This window comes from Clostridioides sp. ES-S-0054-01 (genome assembly GCA_021561035.1).
GTDB lineage: Bacteria > Bacillota > Clostridia > Peptostreptococcales > Peptostreptococcaceae > Clostridioides.
This window is the reverse complement of sequence record CP067346.1, coordinates 2,626,779-2,643,263: the sequence shown is the minus strand read 5'-3', so window position 1 is coordinate 2,643,263 and position 16,485 is coordinate 2,626,779. Positions and strand designations below refer to the sequence as shown.

The following is a 16,485-nucleotide window of genomic DNA, read 5'->3' as shown; positions in this document are numbered from 1 at the left end:
GATAAGATATAGTCTGTGCTTACATGAAAGTGTAAGAAGTTCATAAGAGAACTGCATAGGTAGTAGCGGACTTATGTGAACGACAACCTCAAAAATGATAAAATTTAAGACTTATGGTTCTTGTATATGTTATTTAAAAATAAATATAAAATTCTTCAAAATACTTGTTTAAAAAAATTGCACTTGTTAATATTAGGATGGGTGATGAAAAATTGAAGTGACTCAGATATGTATATTTAGTACAATATATTATGTATCATTATGCTGTACTGATGTAGATATTGAAGCATTTGAAAATACTAATAATCAGATAGGTCTAGATTTAGGAATTAAAGAATTTTGTATCTCAAGTTGTGGACAATTTATTAAAAGAAGGATTAAGACTAATAAAAGTTTAAAATAGATAACTTATGTAAGAACCGTAGGAACTACGGGGATAGACTGTGGAGAATACATATTTTAGTATGTAAGATTTTATGAAGCAGGAACCCTGTTACTTTAGTCATGGGAGGTTCAGAATTATATAATTGGAATTACAGATAAAGAAATAGAATTATTTAATAATGTAGATTTAATAGAACTTCAAAAGATAGTACTAAGTGAAATTAATAAATTTAATATCAATTTCTTGGATTTTAATCTAAAAAACTTCATTATCCATCTAGCTATCACTATAAGTAGAATACTTGATGATTACTGCTTAGATAATGCCTTAGATATTGTTTTAACAAATTTTGAATTGAATACTGCTGTTGAAAATATATTTGATTATATTGAGAGCAAATATACTGTAATTATTTCAAAAGCAGACAGAATTTATCTATACAATCATTTTATAACTAAAAGTTCTCTTTTGGATAACGTTTCCAATGGGGTGGATACTAAAATTATGGAGTATGTTGAAGAAATTTTAGAAGTAATCAACAATCAATATACTTTTGACCTTAGGGGTGATAGCGTATTATTTAATGATTTAGTACTCCACTTTAAATCAATTCTTAACTCTAAATCTTATAATTTAAACAAGGTGAATCCTCTTATAAATACAATAAAGAGTAATTATCCTTTAGCATTTGAAATAACTTTAAATGCTATAGAAAAAGTTTTTAAAAAAAGTATTTACTCTTTCACAGAAGATGAAATTGGATATGTATCTCTTCATATAGGTGCTGGAATTGAGAGATTTTTTCAAAATAATATTAAGTGCAAAAACGTAGTATTAGTATGTGGTTCAGGGTATGGTTCAAGTAGATTATTAGAGGTTCAATTAAATAAAGTTTTTCATGATAAAATAAATATACTTCAATGTCTATCATTTAATCAATTTTTAGCTAGTAAATTGTCAGATGTAGATATAATAATATCAACGATTCCCTTAAACCATGATAGTATACCTGTTGTACTAGTAGATTTAAAACTATTAAAAAAAGATATTGAGAATATATCTAAATCAATAATTAATGATTCTCATACTTATAGTAATCTTTTGGACAATTTTTTTGATAAAAATTTATTTATTGTTAATCCTAAAATTAAAAATAAGGATGAGCTTATAAATTTGATGTGTAACAAATTAACTCAAAATGAAATTGTGTTTCCATCATTTACTGAATCTGTGTTTTATAGAGAAAGTTTATCTTCTACCAATATAGATGATTTTTTAGCTATACCTCATCCTATGGAATTAAGCTCTATAAAAACTAAGATTTGTATTTCTATATTAAATGAACCAATATATTGGAACAAAGATTCTACTGTTAAACTGATTATGATGTTAGCTATAAATAAAGATGATTATACAAAAATAAACTCCATTTATGATATCTTTTTAAAGATAATTAATGACAATGATATTAGAGATAGTATATCTAATTGTAATGATTTTGATAGCTTTCTTTCCATAATCAAGTCTATAATATAGATTTTTGTATTACATAAGTTTTATAAAAATTCAATAAAACAATTTTTTATTTGCAACATAAATAGTATAAGTAATTTTTATATTATTTGTTATTATTGTATATCGATTATATAATTATACAAGGGACTGTCTCAAAACAGAGACAAGTCTCTTTTTTATTGTTGAAATGATGAAAATATATCTAGTCCGGGCTGTTCTTTATCATAATATGATGTAAAGCGTTCATCACATACATACATCTGTGCTAAAGAGGCATGAGCTTTCTTAGAATATGTGTTCCAAGTGTAACTCAATCATTTATGATGTAATCTTGCAACTTCCTGAGCTAGTTCACTAGAGGCATCACCAGTTTTAAAAGCTTTTTTAAGTTTACTAATTATTTCGACACTTAGATTTTGCCAATCTTCATAATCTTGTTTAGACATATTTTTAAGTTTTTTATTTGATGTATTTATTGTATCTTTACCATATTTCTCTCTAATTTCAGTTCCATAATTTTTTTCGTTTTCATCAATCATCTTTTCTTTAAAACCTTCAAATTTCTCTATATCTGTCATAACGTATTTTCCCTCCTTTAGAGCTATAGTTTTAGTTACATTTTCTATAAGTAAATCAATTTGTTTTCTTTTAGCTAGTAATTTATTATGGTGTTCTTTTAATGCACTTAGGCTGTCAAAGGTTGGCTAGTTATATCTAAGTGTTCTGGTACTTATACCAGCTATATTGCTTAATTTTTGAACTGTATATTCCATTAGTAATACCTCCTATAAATTAAATATACACTTTTACGTAACGTCAATATCAATATATTAAAATATAAAAATTTATATCTTTTAATAAAAATATAAAAAAATATCTTTACTGGATATTTTACACACAAGTGTCAATAATCACTAGTGAAAATTAAAAAATAAAATTTATAGATTGTCTTTATTAAAATATAGAAAGTCTATAATCTGGGAGGAAATGTATGAATTTAAAAAGAAGCAACGAAAAACGAGAAGAGTATAGAAGAATGTATTCAGATAAAGAAAGTTTTTTAAGTTTGATTCAAAATTTTACAAGTATCTCAATAGCAAAAGAATTAACTCTTAAAAATATAGAGTTAGAAACATCTTTTATATGTGAATATAAAGGAAAGGAAGTTGATATAATTTATAAAGTATTTTCTAAAAAAGGTAAAGTATCACATTATATAGTGTTAGAATTTCAAACAGAAATGGATACTGATATTGTCCCAAGATTGAAATCGTATAGAGAACAAATTTGGAAAAGCTTCATTATGAAAAAGAGTCTTGAAGAAATAGAAGATAAAAATTTTAAACTTCCTAAAGTTATACCAGTGGTTTTATATAGTGGACCTGAAAGGTTAAGTAGAAAAAAAGGAATTTTGGATATTGTAGAATCTATATCAGAGTGCAGTAATAATTCTAGTATGAAAAATTAAAATTACATAATATGTTTATTGGTCTAAAATGGGAAACTGTCGCATAAACTTGAATATGAAAATATTTGTAGATACAGGTTCTATGTGGAGGTGTTCCATGAGAAATAACAAGTCTAAGGTATTGCTAGGAATACTATGTTTGGCAACAGGAATGGCTGTAATTCTGTCAATGTTGCTTCCTGGCTGGATTTGGTCAGCACTTACCGCATTAATACTTATTGGATGTGGAGCATTATTATTTTTTTGTTAAAATAGTTTTAACTATAAAGTGTGGGGTGAGTATTGATGAAAGTAGTAACAATAAAATTGCCAAAATGGATTTCAAATATAATCCTAAAATTCATGAGAAAGAGCAAAAATGATTAAATTAAAAAGCCTACTTACGGAAGTAGGCTTTTAAACGTGGTTACTAAGCTCTTTCAATTTTACCAGAACGTAAACATCTAGTACAAACTTTTACTCTCTTAGGAGCTCCATCTATAATTGCTCTTACGCTTCTTAAGTTAGCTGACCATGTTCTTTTATTATGTTTATTTGAGTGTGATACTTGGTTTCCAGAAACTTTACCTTTACCACATACGCTACATACTTTTGCCATCTACGCACACCTCCTTAAAATGATAACTATTTAAAGACTAAAAACATATTTATATTATCATAAATAACAAAAATTTGCAATAGAAATATATATTTGCCTTACACATATTGAAGAATTTCTTATTATCATATAAAATTATATATATAATTTTATATAAAGTAAATATATTTGGAAAATAATTGTTATTTTTCTTTGAATATATATACTATAGAAGAAATTTTATCCAAAAACTTTTCTAGGTTTAAATTATACCATATTTATAGTATGATATGATTATAATTTTATATAATAAATAAGTAAAAATAGTAAAAAATAAATTAAGAAATGTTTTTAATAAAAATAAGCTTAAGGGGGTCAACCATGAGTGCAAAGGTAACGAATCAATATGGAAGTATAGAAATAGATAATCAAGTAATAGCTCAAGTCGTATATAGAGCTGCAATGGAAAGTTATGGCTTAGTAGGTTTAGCATATAAGTCTAAAGGAATAGTAGAGTTATTAAAAGGTGAGAATGCCACTAAAGGTGTCAGAGTTGAGGAAGTAGAAGAAGATGCCATAGCAATAGAACTTTATGTTATAATACAATATGGTACAAATATATCTACTGTTGCCAATAATATAATAGATAGGGTAAAATATGTAGTTGAAAAAATGACTGGCGTAAGAGTTACTAGAATTGATATTAATGTACAAGGAATAAGAGTTAAGTAATTTCATAGGAGGAAACAAATGATTCAGTATATAGATGGTAAAAGGTTAAGAGAGATGTTTATTTCAGGTGCAAACAATCTCCAAAACAATAAAGATTTAGTTGACAAGTTAAATGTATTCCCTGTACCAGATGGAGATACAGGAACTAATATGTCATTAACAATATCTTATGCCTTAAAAGAATTAGCAAAAGTGGAAAATGATAATATATCAGATATCGGAAAAGCATTGTCTAAAGGTTCTTTAATGGGAGCTAGAGGAAACTCAGGAGTTATACTTTCACAAATAATCAGAGGTATAGCTAAATCTATAGAAGGAAAAAGTAAATTATCAACAGAAGATTTAGCAAAAGCTTTTAAAAATGGTTCAGATACAGCATATAAAGCTGTAATAAAACCAATTGAAGGAACTATACTTACTGTAGTTAGAGAGAGTGGAGAGTTTGCAATAAAAACTGCAAAAAAGGAGAAAGATATAGTAAGGTTTTTAAGTATGCTTGTGAAGGAATCTAATTCTTCACTAGAAAGAACTCCAGACCTTCTAAAAAATTTAAAAGAAGCTGGTGTAGTTGATTCTGGTGGAAAGGGTCTTGTACTTATATATGAAGGAATGTTAGCTTCTATAAAAGGCGATAATATAGAAATAAAAAATGCTGACTTAGATACTAATATTTCAGCAAGCATGGACTTTGCAAAAAGTACTACTAGCACGGATGATATAAAATATTGCTACTGTACAGAATTTATACTAGAAAGTTCTAAAATAGAAGATACTAAAATAAGAGATATAATGATGGCTTATGGTGATAGCCTAGCGGTAGTTGGAGATGATGGAGTCATAAAGGTACATGTACACACTAATGACCCAGGAAATGTACTTCAAGAAGCTCTAAAGTACGGTCAGTTATTAACTATAAAAATAGAAAATATGAAGTTACAACATGAAAATACATTATTAGATGTAGAAGAAAAGAAAGAAAATGGTAGTGAAAATTTAGAGGAAGAAAAAGAGTTTGGATTTATAGCTACTTCTATGGGTGAAGGATTGGCAAATATATTTAAAGATTTTGGAGTTGACCATATAATAGAAGGTGGTCAAACTATGAATCCAAGTACTGAAGACTTTATGAATGCCATAAAGAATATAAATGCTAGAAACATATTTATTTTCCCAAATAACAGCAATATAATAATGGCCGCTAATCAGGCTAAAGAATTGAGCGATAAAAATATAATAGTTGTACCTACAAAAAACACACCTCAAGGATTTGCTGCATTAGTAACCTTTAATGGAGAATTAAGCGAAGATGAAAATAAAGAAGCTATGATGAACGCTTTAAACTCAGTTAAGTCAGGTCAAGTAACTTTTGCTGTTAGGGATACAGTGATGAATGAAATTGATGTTAAAGAAGGTAATATAATTGGAATTGCAGAAGGGAATTTATTATCAGCAGGAGATTATGTGGATGAGGTAACATCAAACCTTATTGAAAAACTGGTTGATGAAGATACTGCTATAATAACATTATTCTTTGGTGAAGATGTTACAGAATCTCAAGCAAATGAACTACGTACTTCTTTAGAAGAAAAATTTGAAGATGTAGATGTAGAGTTATATTATGGAGGACAACCTCTTTATTATTACTTAATTTCAGTTGAATAATGATTATAAGAACCTGTATGACCAAGTAGCTTTTATAAAATTGGTTGTACAGGATTTTTGTGTAGTAGGTGATATATTTGTTGGATTTATATAAAGATGTTCAATATGTTAAAGGAATAGGACCTAAAAAAGCAGATAAGCTAAATAAATTGGGTATATTTACATTAAAAGACCTATTGTATTATTTTCCAAGACAATTTGAAGATAGAAACAATCTAAAGAAAATAGCACAATTAGAGGATAATGAGAAAGTTACAATAAAAGCAGTAATATCAAGTATAAATACATTTAGTCCAAAAGAAGGTATGACTTTAACAAAAATTGATGTAAAAGATGAGACAGGCTTAGCTAAATTAGTATTTTTTAATAAGAGCTATATAAAAAATACATTTCGTCCAGGAGATTCAATATTAGTTTTTGGGAAGGTTAAGAAAAAATTTAATTATTTAGAACTTACATCATGTGAATTAGAATATCTTACTAATTCACCTAAGAATACATGTAGATTTATGCCTGTGTACCAGCTTACATATGGTGTTACAAATAAAGAAATTATGAGTATAATTAGAACAGTGCTTGAAGATAAAGACTTAATTATACAAGAATATATGCCACAGAGAATTATAGAGAAATATAGGTTATGTAGTATAGATTTTGCTGTTAGAAATATACATTCACCAATTAATAAAGAATCATTAAAAATAGCTTTATATAGAATTGTATTTGAAGAATTACTTATACTACAACTAGGATTGTTTGTATTTAAAAGTGGAAGAAATAAAGAAAATGGAATAAAATTTGAAACAAGTAAAGATTTAAAAAAAATAATGAGTGCTTTACCATTTAAACTGACTAAAGCTCAAAATAGAGCATTAGATGAAATTATACAAGATATGAATTCAGAGAAAATAATGAATAGATTGGTTCAAGGTGATGTAGGGAGTGGTAAGACAGTAGTAGCTCTCTTAGCACTTGCAAATTGTGTTTTAAATGGTTATCAAGGTGCTTTGATGGCTCCTACAGAGATATTAGCAGGGCAACATTACATTTCGCTTACTGAGTCTCTAAAAGATTTTGGAATAAATGTAGGTCTACTAATAGGTAGTCTTACAAAAAAGCAAAAGGATACAGTATTAGAACAAATAAAAAATAATGAAATTGATATATTGATAGGTACACATGCACTAATTGAAGATAAGGTTGAATTTAATAAAATTGGTTTAGTTATAACGGATGAACAGCATAGATTTGGTGTTATGCAAAGAAGTAAACTTTCATTGAAAGGTGTAAATCCAGATATACTGGTAATGACAGCAACGCCAATACCGAGAACCTTAGCACTTATACTTTATGGAGATTTAGACATTTCTATTATAGACGAACTTCCTCCAGGAAGACAGCCAATAGAAACGCTTGCTATTGAAAAAAGTAAGAGAGATAGAGCATATAACAACCTTGTAAGAAGAGAGGTTGAATCAGGAAGACAGGTGTATATTGTATGTCCTTTGGTAGCAGAAAGTGAAGCTATAGAAGCTAAATCAGCTGTTGAACTTGTTGAGGAATTAAGAGCTGAATATTTCCATGACTTAAGGCTTGGGTTGCTTCATGGTAAAATGAAGTCAAGTGAAAAAGACGAAGTAATGGGACGTTTTAAAAATAAAGAAATAGATATTTTAGTTTCAACAACGGTTATAGAAGTCGGTGTCAATGTGCCAAATGCGACATTAATGATAATAGAAAATGCAGAGAGATTTGGACTTGCACAATTACATCAACTTAGAGGTCGGGTTGGAAGAGGTAGTCATAAATCGTATTGTGTACTAATTTATGATTCTAAAACAGATGTATGTAGGCAACGAATGGCTATAATGGAAGAGACCAATGATGGTTTTAAGATTTCAGAGAAAGATTTAGAAATAAGAGGTCCTGGAGAATTTTTTGGGACAAGGCAACATGGTCTTCCAGAACTTAAGGTAGCAAACCTGTTTAAGCATATAAAAATATTGAAGTTAGCACAGCAAGAAGCTCGCTATATATTGGGTGAAGATAATAATCTACAATTAAAAGAAAACATGGCACTCAAAAAAGAAATTATAGATAAATTCAAAGATACATTGAAAGAAATTTCATTAAATTAATTTTAAATTATGTTAAAATATTACTAATGTAATAATGTGCTGAAGGGAGATTGTCATATTGAGAGTAATTTCAGGAAAAGCGAGAGGATTGAAACTAAATACTCCAAAAAATGAAGATGTAAGACCAACTACAGATAGGGTAAAAGAGTCTCTATTTAATATGATAAATTCATATATAATGGAAAGTGAAGTTCTGGATTTATTTGCTGGGACTGGCTCTTTAGGAATAGAGTGCTTATCTAGAGGTGCCAAGGCATGTACTTTTGTAGATATCAGTAAGGAAAGTATAAATATTGTTAAGTCTAATATAAAAAAGGCAAGAGTTGAAAATGAAAGTATTATTTTAAACCTTGATTTTAAAACTGCCATAGATAAACTTAAATTGCAAAATAGTAAGTTTGACATAATTTTTATGGACCCTCCATATTATAAAAATATGTTTATAGAAGCTATTAAAAAAATTGATAATTCCAATCTATTGAACGAAGATGGAATAATAGTTGTAGAACATGATACTAATGATTTATTTCCAGATAAAATATGTAAATTAGAGAAAACTAGAGATAAGAAATATGGAAATACTACATTAACTTTTTATAAGATGGAGGAGTAATATGGAAAATAAACTTAGAAAAGCTATATTTGCAGGAAGCTTTGACCCAATTACTAATGGACATTTAGATATTATTTGCAGGGCTTCGAAGTTATTTGACGAATTACAAATAGGAGTATTAAATAATCCTAATAAAAAGGGTCTATTTAGCTTTGATGAAAGAGTAAAGCTTATAGAAAAAAGTACAAGCCATTTAAATAATATAAAAGTTGTGACTTTTAATGGTTTGTTAATAAATTACTGTCAAGAAAATGGGATTGGAGCACTAGTTAGAGGTGTGAGAAGTGGTGCTGATGTTGACTATGAACTTCAAATGGCACATATGAATAGAGAGCTTAATCCAGATATAGAGACTATAATTTTACCAAGCTGTACAAAATATTCATTTATAAGTTCATCTTTAATAAAAGAGGTTTTGCTCTTTGATGCTGATATAAAAAATTTGGTTCCAAAGATTGTTTTGGAAGAATTAAAGAAAAAAACTAGTGGAGGTAATTGATACATGAAGATAGATTTAGAAATGGTTGAACTATTTGAGCAGTTAGAGGAGATATTTAGAAGTGCTTCTACAATTCCTTTCTCACATAAATGCACAGTAGATAAAGACGAAGTTTTGGCAATAATTAATGATATAAGAACTTTGATACCAGAAGAAGTAACACAAGCAGTATGGATTAATAAAGAAAGAAATAAAATAATAAGTCAAGCCAAGCAAGATGCTGCAAATATAGTTGAACAAGCAAAAAAGGAAGCTGAGAGAATACAACAAGAATATCAAGAAAATATAGAAGAATTAAAGAAAAATTCCGAAGATGTAGTAAAAGCATATGTAGAATCTAGTGAACCTGTTGTTCAAGCAGACCAAAGAGCTAAGGATATAGTTGATAGGGCTGAGAGAATAGCAAATGAAATAAGACTTGGGTCAATTGAGTATGCGGAAGATGTGCTTTCTAGTGTTGAGTACAATTTGAAAGAAATATTAGAAGAAGTAAAAAGAGATAAGGATGAGCTTAGACCTAAAAAATAAATTTTAAATGAATAAAAACGGAGCTGTTGCACAAAAAATTCTAAATTGATGTGTGAGAGCTCTCTTTTATTATAGAAATTATTTGCTAATTAATCTTGCTTTTTTATATTAATTATATCTTGTTTTTTGATACTGGTTAAAAGAGTTTAATTTTTTATTTGTTAAAATTAGCTTATTTCTTTGTATAAATGATATGGGTTATTTTCACATTTTTAAATACCTTTAGAATTATATATCTTTTAGATTAGAGTTAAACTGTGCAAATTTATAAAATAATATTAAATCATGTGCAATTATTTGGTATGGCATTATATATGTAAAATGTAGATAATAAAATTAAGGAGGTAGTATGAAGGAGAGGGCTAAAAAAATATTAGATTTTATTATTAAAAATAACAATGTAACATCACAAGAACTACAAGAAAAGTTTGACGTATCAAAAAGAACTATTTATTACGATATCCTAGCTATAAACAAACAACTAGGAAAAAGTGGTAATATAAAAAATGTAAAACACAAATTTATATTTGAAGGTAACTTAAGTAATGCAAGAAAAATAATTTCAGCTGAAGAAGATAAATTTTTAGATAGTGACTATAGAAAAACTTTTATATTAAACAAAATATTACTTGGTGAAAAAATATCAATAGAAAAACTAACAAATGAAATGTTACTTTCAAAAAATACAGTAGTACAAACAATAACTGATGTAAAGAAGTATCTTCAAACAATGGGTCTAAAATTAGAGTACAAGGGAAAATACAAGGTTATAGGTGATGAATATGTTATTAGAGAATTATTCTTAATACTTACTCAAGAAAATGTACTAGAAATTAATTCTATAAGTAAGGAAGTAAGTAGATTTGACACGAAGGGACACGTAAATCTTACAGATTATTCATTATTAAATCTAACTAAGTTTATAAAATTTTTAAATAAAAGAATAAGAGATGGGAAAACATTATACTCCTATAAATATCTAAATGAAGCTAAAAAGATTAGCTACTTTAATAGATGTAAAGACCTTTTATGTGAAGAGGCTAATGAGAATGAACAAGCTTATGTGTGTACTTATGTAAGCTCACTTCCTAGTTTAAATAGTGAGGTTAAGGAGGATTTTGTTGAAGAATATGTAGATAAACTTATAGACAAGTTTGAAGTAAATACAGCAATAAAATTAGAAAGTAAACATGAGTTTAAGAAAAATATTTTAAGGCATCTAAATTCTTCTTATAATAGGATAAGATTTAAGTTCCCTATTAGCAACCCTATGTTAGATGAGACTAAGTATAAACATAAGTCACTTTATAAAATTATAAAATCAATTATAGAAAATGAAGAAGAGTTTCCTGTATTTGAGGGAATAAGGGAAGAAGAGATAGGATTTATAGCAGCATATTTTGGAGGATACTTAAGAGGGTCTAGGGACAATGGTCTGAGAAGAAATAAAGTATTACTGGTTTGCCCTAATGGGCTTATGGTATCAAAGAGTTTGGAAATACAACTATACAAATACATACCAACTATAGAAATAGTCGGTATAGTATCTATTAAGCAACTAAAAGATGTAAATGTATACTATGATTATATAATTACGACTATAAACATACAAAACATAAGTAATGTAATAGTTGTAAATCCTCTTTTAACAGCATCAGATATTCAATTACTTATGAACAAACTCATAAGTGTAAAAGAAAATGAGAAGTATTTCAATCTTGAACTAATAATGCAAGCTATAAGAAAAAATGGAGTTATTAATAATGAAGAAGCACTAAAAGATGATTTATTAAACATAATACATAAGATAGATGAAGGAGAGATGTATCAACCGATGTTAAAGGAATTAATTAATGCAGAAAGGGTCAACATAATAAGAAATGTTAAAGATTGGAAAGAAGCAATAAAAATAGCTTCAAAGCCATTGTTAGAAGATAATTCTATAGAAGAGTTATATATAGAAAATATGATAAAGTCAGTTGAGAAATATGGACCTTATATTGTTTTGGCTGATAGATTTGCTCTACCACATGCAAGTTCTAAAGAGGGCGTAAACAAGCTTGCCATGTCTTTACTTATAGTAGAAGATGAAGTTGATTTATTAGGAAAGCCAGTAAATATATTTATGGTACTAGCTGCTATAGATAATACTACTCATATTAGAGCATTAGCATCACTGTCAGAGATGATGTACGAGGAAGAAAATGTAAAACTAATAATTAATGGCGATAAAAGTTCAATATTAGAACTTATAAATAAGCAAAATTAGGAGGAGTGTAAAATGAAGATATTAGCAGTATGTGGTTTTGGTGTAGGTTCATCAATGGTATTAAAAATGACGATACAAAAGGCACTAAAACAGTTAGGTATCGAATGTGAAGTAGAAAATACAGATATAAATTCAGCTAGAGGTGCTGACTGTGACTGTATATTTACAAGTCAAGAATTATTAAATGAATTAAAAGGAACTTGTAGTGTAGTGGTATATCCAGTTAAAAAGTATATGGACTTAGCAGAAGTCACAGAAGTTGTTCAAACTTTTTTAAATGATAAGAAATAATATGAATTTTAAAAAGTAGATTAAGTTAACCGACATAAAATAAAAACTTACTAAACTAAAAATAGTAATAGGGAGAGGAGGAATTTAGTGATAGAAAACTTAAACAGTTAAACTATCATTAAAAAATATAATGCTTGATTTTATTTCAAATAATATTTTACGTAATCCGTCTATGCTAATTGGATTAATAGCAGCGTTTGGTCTTATTTTACAGAAAAAGAAAGCATCCGATGTTATAAAGGGGTCACTACTTGCAGCTTTCGGAATTATAATTATGGAGACTGGAACAGGTATGTTAGTTAGTTCAATAGCACCAATTAATGGAGCTTTCCAAAGTATAAGTGGTGGTGCAGTAACAAAAGGCTTAAGTGATGTTACTTTTACTGCAAGTTATGGTGGAATTATAGGCTTGGCAATGTTTGTAGGTTTAGCTCTTCACTTAATGATAGCAAGATTTACTCCTATTAAGACAATCTTTTTAACAGGTCACATGCTTTACTGGTTCCCATTTATATTTGTAGCGTCAGGAGTTGAAGCTGGATTAAATGGTGGAGTATTAATAGCTTTTGCAGCAGTATTATCAGCACTCTATTGGTCAATAATGCCATGGCTATTAAGAAAATACGTATTTGATGTTATAGGAGATGATTCTTTTACATTAGGTCATCCATCAGGTTGTTTAGCACTTATATCAGGATTTGTTGCTAAATTAGTAGGAAATAAAGAAAAATCTACAGAAGATATAAACATACCTCAAAGTTTATCATTTTTTAGAGAAATATCTATAAGTGGTGGAATGGCAGTATTTTTAATGTTTATAGTTGTTGGTATAGTAATACCAGATGCATTTAAAGATAGTAATGAGTTTATTGGAACGTATGCAATAAAGCAAGGTCTTTCTTTTGGAGCAGGTCTTATAATAATGCTTCATGGGGTAAGAATGTTAATAAATCAAATAATGCCAGCCTTCCAAGGAATATCAGAAAAAGTTGTACCAAATGCACTACCTGCTTTTGACTGTCCAATATTATTTAACTATAAGCCAAATGCTGTATTAATAGGATTCTTAGTTGCTATGTTAACATCTACAGCTATGATTTTAATATGTAACTATTTTAATGTATTTGACTTATTACTTATACCACTTGTTATAACTTCCTTCTTTGAGTGTGGAGCAGCAGCTGTAATAGGGGAATCACAAGGTGGTATACGTGGAGCTATAATAGGTACAGCTATATCTGCAATATTTATGGTAATTTTAGTAGGAATATCTGCTGTAATTTATTCAGGAACTATTCAAAATTGGATACTAATATTTGGTGGTAATGACCTTTCACTATTTGGTATAATCAGTAAGATTATAGGTTCATTGTTTGGAGGAATATTATAGATATGAAATTTAAATACATAGATGAGATAAGAAGATTAATTGATATAATAGAAAATGAAGAAAAAGTCAATATGGAAAAAGCAGTACAAATCCTTGTTGAAGCAATAGAAAACAAAAAAGCTATATTTTCATTTGGTGCTTCACATGCAGGAATACTAACAGAAGAATTATTCTATAGAGCAGGTGGATGTGTCCTTATAAATCCAGTATTTGCAAAATCTCTAATGTTAGATACAGCACCTATAACTCATACCAGCAAAATGGAAAGACTCGAAGGATATGGTACAGCTTTGGCTGATAAGACCCCAATTAAAAAAGGAGATGTAGTTATAGTTCATTCAGTATCTGGTAGAAATCCAGTAAGTATAGAGTTTGCTATGGAAGCTAAAAAAAATAAGGCAATAGTAATATGTATAACTAATTTAAGTTACTCAAAAAGCGTATCTTCAAGACATTCTTCAGGAAAAAATCTTTATGAAGTATGCGATTTAGTAATAGATAATCATGGTCAAAAGGGAGATGCCTGTGTAGAAATAGATGGATTAAATCAAAGGGTTAGTCCAACTTCTACTGTAATAGCAACTACTGTGATGAATTCTATTATAGCTCAAGTTACTCAGGAATTAGTTAATAGAGGATTAAAGAATCCACCAATTTTCTATAGTGCCAATATAGATGGCGGAGATGAGTTAAATAAGGATATTTTTAATGAGTATAAAGGTGTAATTCACTATGAATACTAAGGTAAGGAAAGTATTTTAATAAATGTTAAAACATATTAATAATATAAATAAGTAGTACTATCACTTAAAAGCTGTAGGTAAGAATCTACAGCTTTTATTGTTGTGTATTGAAAAAGATGAGTAATTAATTTTAAAATATGTGAAAATAGATTGGAAAATATCCGTTAGAAATATTGTAAACGTTGTCATAGAAAAAAACTATATTAAAAAAAAGTAAATAGAAAAAACTGATTAGACAATAAATACATGCTTTGATAATATTTTAAATGGAATAAAAATATGTAGAATTATAATGAAAAAAGAAAATAAAATGGAGGGAATAAAAGTGGGTATATTAAAAAAGTTATGTTCACTAGCTATGGTGGCAATTATGACTACAACACTTATAACAGGGTGTTCAAGTGGAAATGGAAAAGATTCAAAAAAGGATGGCAAAAAAGAAAAGTTAGTACTTTGGATGCCACCAGTAGAAAATAATATGAAGGAAGTTTGGGACCCTATTTTAGATAAATTTGAGGAAAAAAATAACTGTGAAGTAGATTTACAGATAATTCCTTGGGATAATTATTCAGAAAAATTTGCAACAGCCATAAGTGCTGGTGAAGGTCCAGATGTAGGATATATGTATGCAGAAATGTATCCACAGTTTATAGAAAATGGAGCAGTAGAAGATTTAACTAACTATGCAACTAAAGAAGATAAAGAACAGTCTATTTATATAAAAACATCTGAAATGATGGGTGGAATGTATGGTATGCCATTCCAAGCAGCTAATCCAGGTGTATTATACTATAACAAGGATATTTTAGATAAAATAGGAGAAAAACCTCCTAAAACATGGGAAGACTTTAAAAGAATTTGTAAAAAAGCAACACAGGATACTGATGGTGACGGAAAGGTAGACCAATGGGGATTGGCTCAAGGATGGGGGGCTAAAACTTTTGGTAATTTAAACTGGAACTGGTATCCTTATTTATGGCAAGCTGGTGGAGATATATTTAATGATGATTTAAAATCAGTTAAGTTTAATGATAAGAGTGGTTTAAAAGCAGCTAATTTCTTAAAAGAATTACAAGCATATGTGCCTGAAGATTCTTTATCCAAAGATAGTAATGAAATGATAGAAAGTGTATTTGGACCAGGAAAAGCAGCATTTACAGTAATGCTATCTTCTGCTGCAACAAGCGTATTTGATGAATCATTCCCAGACTTAAATTGGGGATTTGTAACTGGGCTAGAAGATAAAAAAGCAGCAACTTTTGGAGCAGTAGACCATCTATCTTTAATGTCAACAGCGAAAAATAAAGAACTTGCATACAAGTTAATACAACATATGTTGAGTGTTGAATCAATGACAGAGTTTCATAAATCAATACCAAGAGCACCAATAACAAAAGGTGAACCGTACCAAGGTGATGAAAGATTCAAGGAAATGGTAGAAAATGACAAAGATGTATATAGACCACTGGTAGTAGGTCCTCATGGAGTTGAAATATATGAATATTTATGGAAAGAGCTTCAAACTATGATTTCGGGAGATAAAACTCCAAAGCAAGCATTAGATGATGCTGCAAAATATTCAAACGATTTATTAGCACAATAAAAGTTTAAAGCTGTAATATGTTGTAAAGTAGTTTACAGATTAAAGTTAGCATTGTATTTATAAATACAATGC

14 protein-coding genes and 3 pseudogenes are annotated in these 16,485 nt (G+C 28.5%); 15 read left to right on the top strand and 2 right to left on the bottom strand.

From position 1 onward, the window contains the following. The first annotated feature begins 247 nt into the window (after nucleotides 1-247). Both JJC02_12430 and JJC02_12425 read left to right on the top strand, forming a co-directional pair. Nucleotides 248-370 (top strand): annotated as a pseudogene (locus JJC02_12430) (transposase). Nucleotides 371-502: 132 nt separating this feature from the next. Then, nucleotides 503-1,921 (top strand): annotated as a pseudogene (locus JJC02_12425) (PTS sugar transporter subunit IIA). Between the two features lie 155 nt (nucleotides 1,922-2,076). Here JJC02_12425 and JJC02_12420 read toward each other — a convergent pair. Next, nucleotides 2,077-2,673, bottom strand: a pseudogene (locus JJC02_12420) (TipAS antibiotic-recognition domain-containing protein). Between the two features lie 218 nt (nucleotides 2,674-2,891). Here JJC02_12420 and JJC02_12415 point away from each other — a divergent pair. Beyond that, nucleotides 2,892-3,368: an Rpn family recombination-promoting nuclease/putative transposase gene (locus JJC02_12415; GenBank protein ID UDN53706.1), complete on the top strand. Its 477-nt coding sequence runs from the start codon at nucleotides 2,892-2,894 to the stop codon at nucleotides 3,366-3,368. A gap of 97 nt (nucleotides 3,369-3,465) precedes the next feature. Beyond that, entirely contained in the window at nucleotides 3,466-3,618 is a 153-nt protein-coding gene (locus JJC02_12410) for a 2-oxoglutarate translocator (GenBank protein UDN53705.1), read from the top strand. A gap of 159 nt (nucleotides 3,619-3,777) precedes the next feature. Here JJC02_12410 and JJC02_12405 read toward each other — a convergent pair whose 3' ends face one another. After that, entirely contained in the window at nucleotides 3,778-3,966 is a 189-nt protein-coding gene (locus JJC02_12405) for a 50S ribosomal protein L28 (GenBank protein UDN53704.1), read from the bottom strand. 360 nt (nucleotides 3,967-4,326) lie between these two features. Between JJC02_12405 and JJC02_12400 the strand changes: the two genes are divergently transcribed. From JJC02_12400 to JJC02_12350, 11 genes are all read left to right on the top strand, one after another. Next, nucleotides 4,327-4,677, top strand: a complete 351-nt coding sequence (locus tag JJC02_12400; protein UDN53703.1) for an Asp23/Gls24 family envelope stress response protein — start codon at nucleotides 4,327-4,329, stop codon at nucleotides 4,675-4,677. A gap of 18 nt (nucleotides 4,678-4,695) precedes the next feature. Further along, on the top strand, nucleotides 4,696-6,339 hold the full coding sequence (locus tag JJC02_12395; GenBank protein ID UDN53702.1) for a DAK2 domain-containing protein: 1,644 nt from the start codon (nucleotides 4,696-4,698) through the stop codon (nucleotides 6,337-6,339). Nucleotides 6,340-6,419: 80 nt separating this feature from the next. Further along, nucleotides 6,420-8,477: an ATP-dependent DNA helicase RecG gene (gene recG / locus JJC02_12390; protein ID UDN53701.1), complete on the top strand. Its 2,058-nt coding sequence runs from the start codon at nucleotides 6,420-6,422 to the stop codon at nucleotides 8,475-8,477. A gap of 58 nt (nucleotides 8,478-8,535) precedes the next feature. Continuing rightward, nucleotides 8,536-9,090, top strand: coding sequence for a 16S rRNA (guanine(966)-N(2))-methyltransferase RsmD (gene rsmD, locus JJC02_12385; GenBank protein ID UDN53700.1), 555 nt, complete (start codon nucleotides 8,536-8,538; stop codon nucleotides 9,088-9,090). Between the two features lies 1 nt (nucleotide 9,091). After that, a complete protein-coding gene (gene coaD / locus JJC02_12380; GenBank protein ID UDN53699.1) occupies nucleotides 9,092-9,589 on the top strand; it encodes a pantetheine-phosphate adenylyltransferase in 498 nt (165 codons plus the stop codon). A gap of 3 nt (nucleotides 9,590-9,592) precedes the next feature. Continuing rightward, a complete protein-coding gene (locus tag JJC02_12375) occupies nucleotides 9,593-10,117 on the top strand; it encodes a hypothetical protein (GenBank protein ID UDN53698.1) in 525 nt (174 codons plus the stop codon). 349 nt (nucleotides 10,118-10,466) lie between these two features. Next, nucleotides 10,467-12,386, top strand: coding sequence for a transcription antiterminator (locus JJC02_12370; GenBank protein ID UDN53697.1), 1,920 nt, complete (start codon nucleotides 10,467-10,469; stop codon nucleotides 12,384-12,386). A 12-nt stretch (nucleotides 12,387-12,398) separates the two neighbouring features. Then, nucleotides 12,399-12,677, top strand: coding sequence for a PTS sugar transporter subunit IIB (locus JJC02_12365; GenBank protein ID UDN53696.1), 279 nt, complete (start codon nucleotides 12,399-12,401; stop codon nucleotides 12,675-12,677). Nucleotides 12,678-12,807: 130 nt separating this feature from the next. Further along, nucleotides 12,808-14,067: a PTS ascorbate transporter subunit IIC gene (locus JJC02_12360; GenBank protein ID UDN53695.1), complete on the top strand. Its 1,260-nt coding sequence runs from the start codon at nucleotides 12,808-12,810 to the stop codon at nucleotides 14,065-14,067. A gap of 2 nt (nucleotides 14,068-14,069) precedes the next feature. Continuing rightward, nucleotides 14,070-14,810, top strand: coding sequence for an SIS domain-containing protein (locus tag JJC02_12355; GenBank protein UDN53694.1), 741 nt, complete (start codon nucleotides 14,070-14,072; stop codon nucleotides 14,808-14,810). A 292-nt stretch (nucleotides 14,811-15,102) separates the two neighbouring features. Further along, nucleotides 15,103-16,413, top strand: a complete 1,311-nt coding sequence (locus JJC02_12350) for a sugar ABC transporter substrate-binding protein (GenBank protein UDN53693.1) — start codon at nucleotides 15,103-15,105, stop codon at nucleotides 16,411-16,413. Nucleotides 16,414-16,485: the final 72 nt, after the last annotated feature.

What these genes read in the sequence shown, in the direction of transcription:
- coaD (UDN53699.1), top strand. Translation starts at nt 9,092, where the DNA reads ATGGAAAATAAACTTAGAAAAGCTATATTTGCAGGAAGCTTTGACCCA.
- JJC02_12410 (UDN53705.1), top strand. Translation starts at nt 3,466, where the DNA reads ATGAGAAATAACAAGTCTAAGGTATTGCTAGGAATACTATGTTTGGCA.
- JJC02_12415 (UDN53706.1), top strand. Translation starts at nt 2,892, where the DNA reads ATGAATTTAAAAAGAAGCAACGAAAAACGAGAAGAGTATAGAAGAATG.
- JJC02_12400 (UDN53703.1), top strand. Translation starts at nt 4,327, where the DNA reads ATGAGTGCAAAGGTAACGAATCAATATGGAAGTATAGAAATAGATAAT.
- JJC02_12370 (UDN53697.1), top strand. Translation starts at nt 10,467, where the DNA reads ATGAAGGAGAGGGCTAAAAAAATATTAGATTTTATTATTAAAAATAAC.
- JJC02_12365 (UDN53696.1), top strand. Translation starts at nt 12,399, where the DNA reads ATGAAGATATTAGCAGTATGTGGTTTTGGTGTAGGTTCATCAATGGTA.
- JJC02_12375 (UDN53698.1), top strand. Translation starts at nt 9,593, where the DNA reads ATGAAGATAGATTTAGAAATGGTTGAACTATTTGAGCAGTTAGAGGAG.
- JJC02_12405 (UDN53704.1), bottom strand. Translation starts at nt 3,966, where the DNA reads ATGGCAAAAGTATGTAGCGTATGTGGTAAAGGTAAAGTTTCTGGAAAC.
- JJC02_12350 (UDN53693.1), top strand. Translation starts at nt 15,103, where the DNA reads ATGAAAAAAGAAAATAAAATGGAGGGAATAAAAGTGGGTATATTAAAA.
- JJC02_12355 (UDN53694.1), top strand. Translation starts at nt 14,070, where the DNA reads ATGAAATTTAAATACATAGATGAGATAAGAAGATTAATTGATATAATA.
- JJC02_12360 (UDN53695.1), top strand. Translation starts at nt 12,808, where the DNA reads ATGCTTGATTTTATTTCAAATAATATTTTACGTAATCCGTCTATGCTA.
- JJC02_12395 (UDN53702.1), top strand. Translation starts at nt 4,696, where the DNA reads ATGATTCAGTATATAGATGGTAAAAGGTTAAGAGAGATGTTTATTTCA.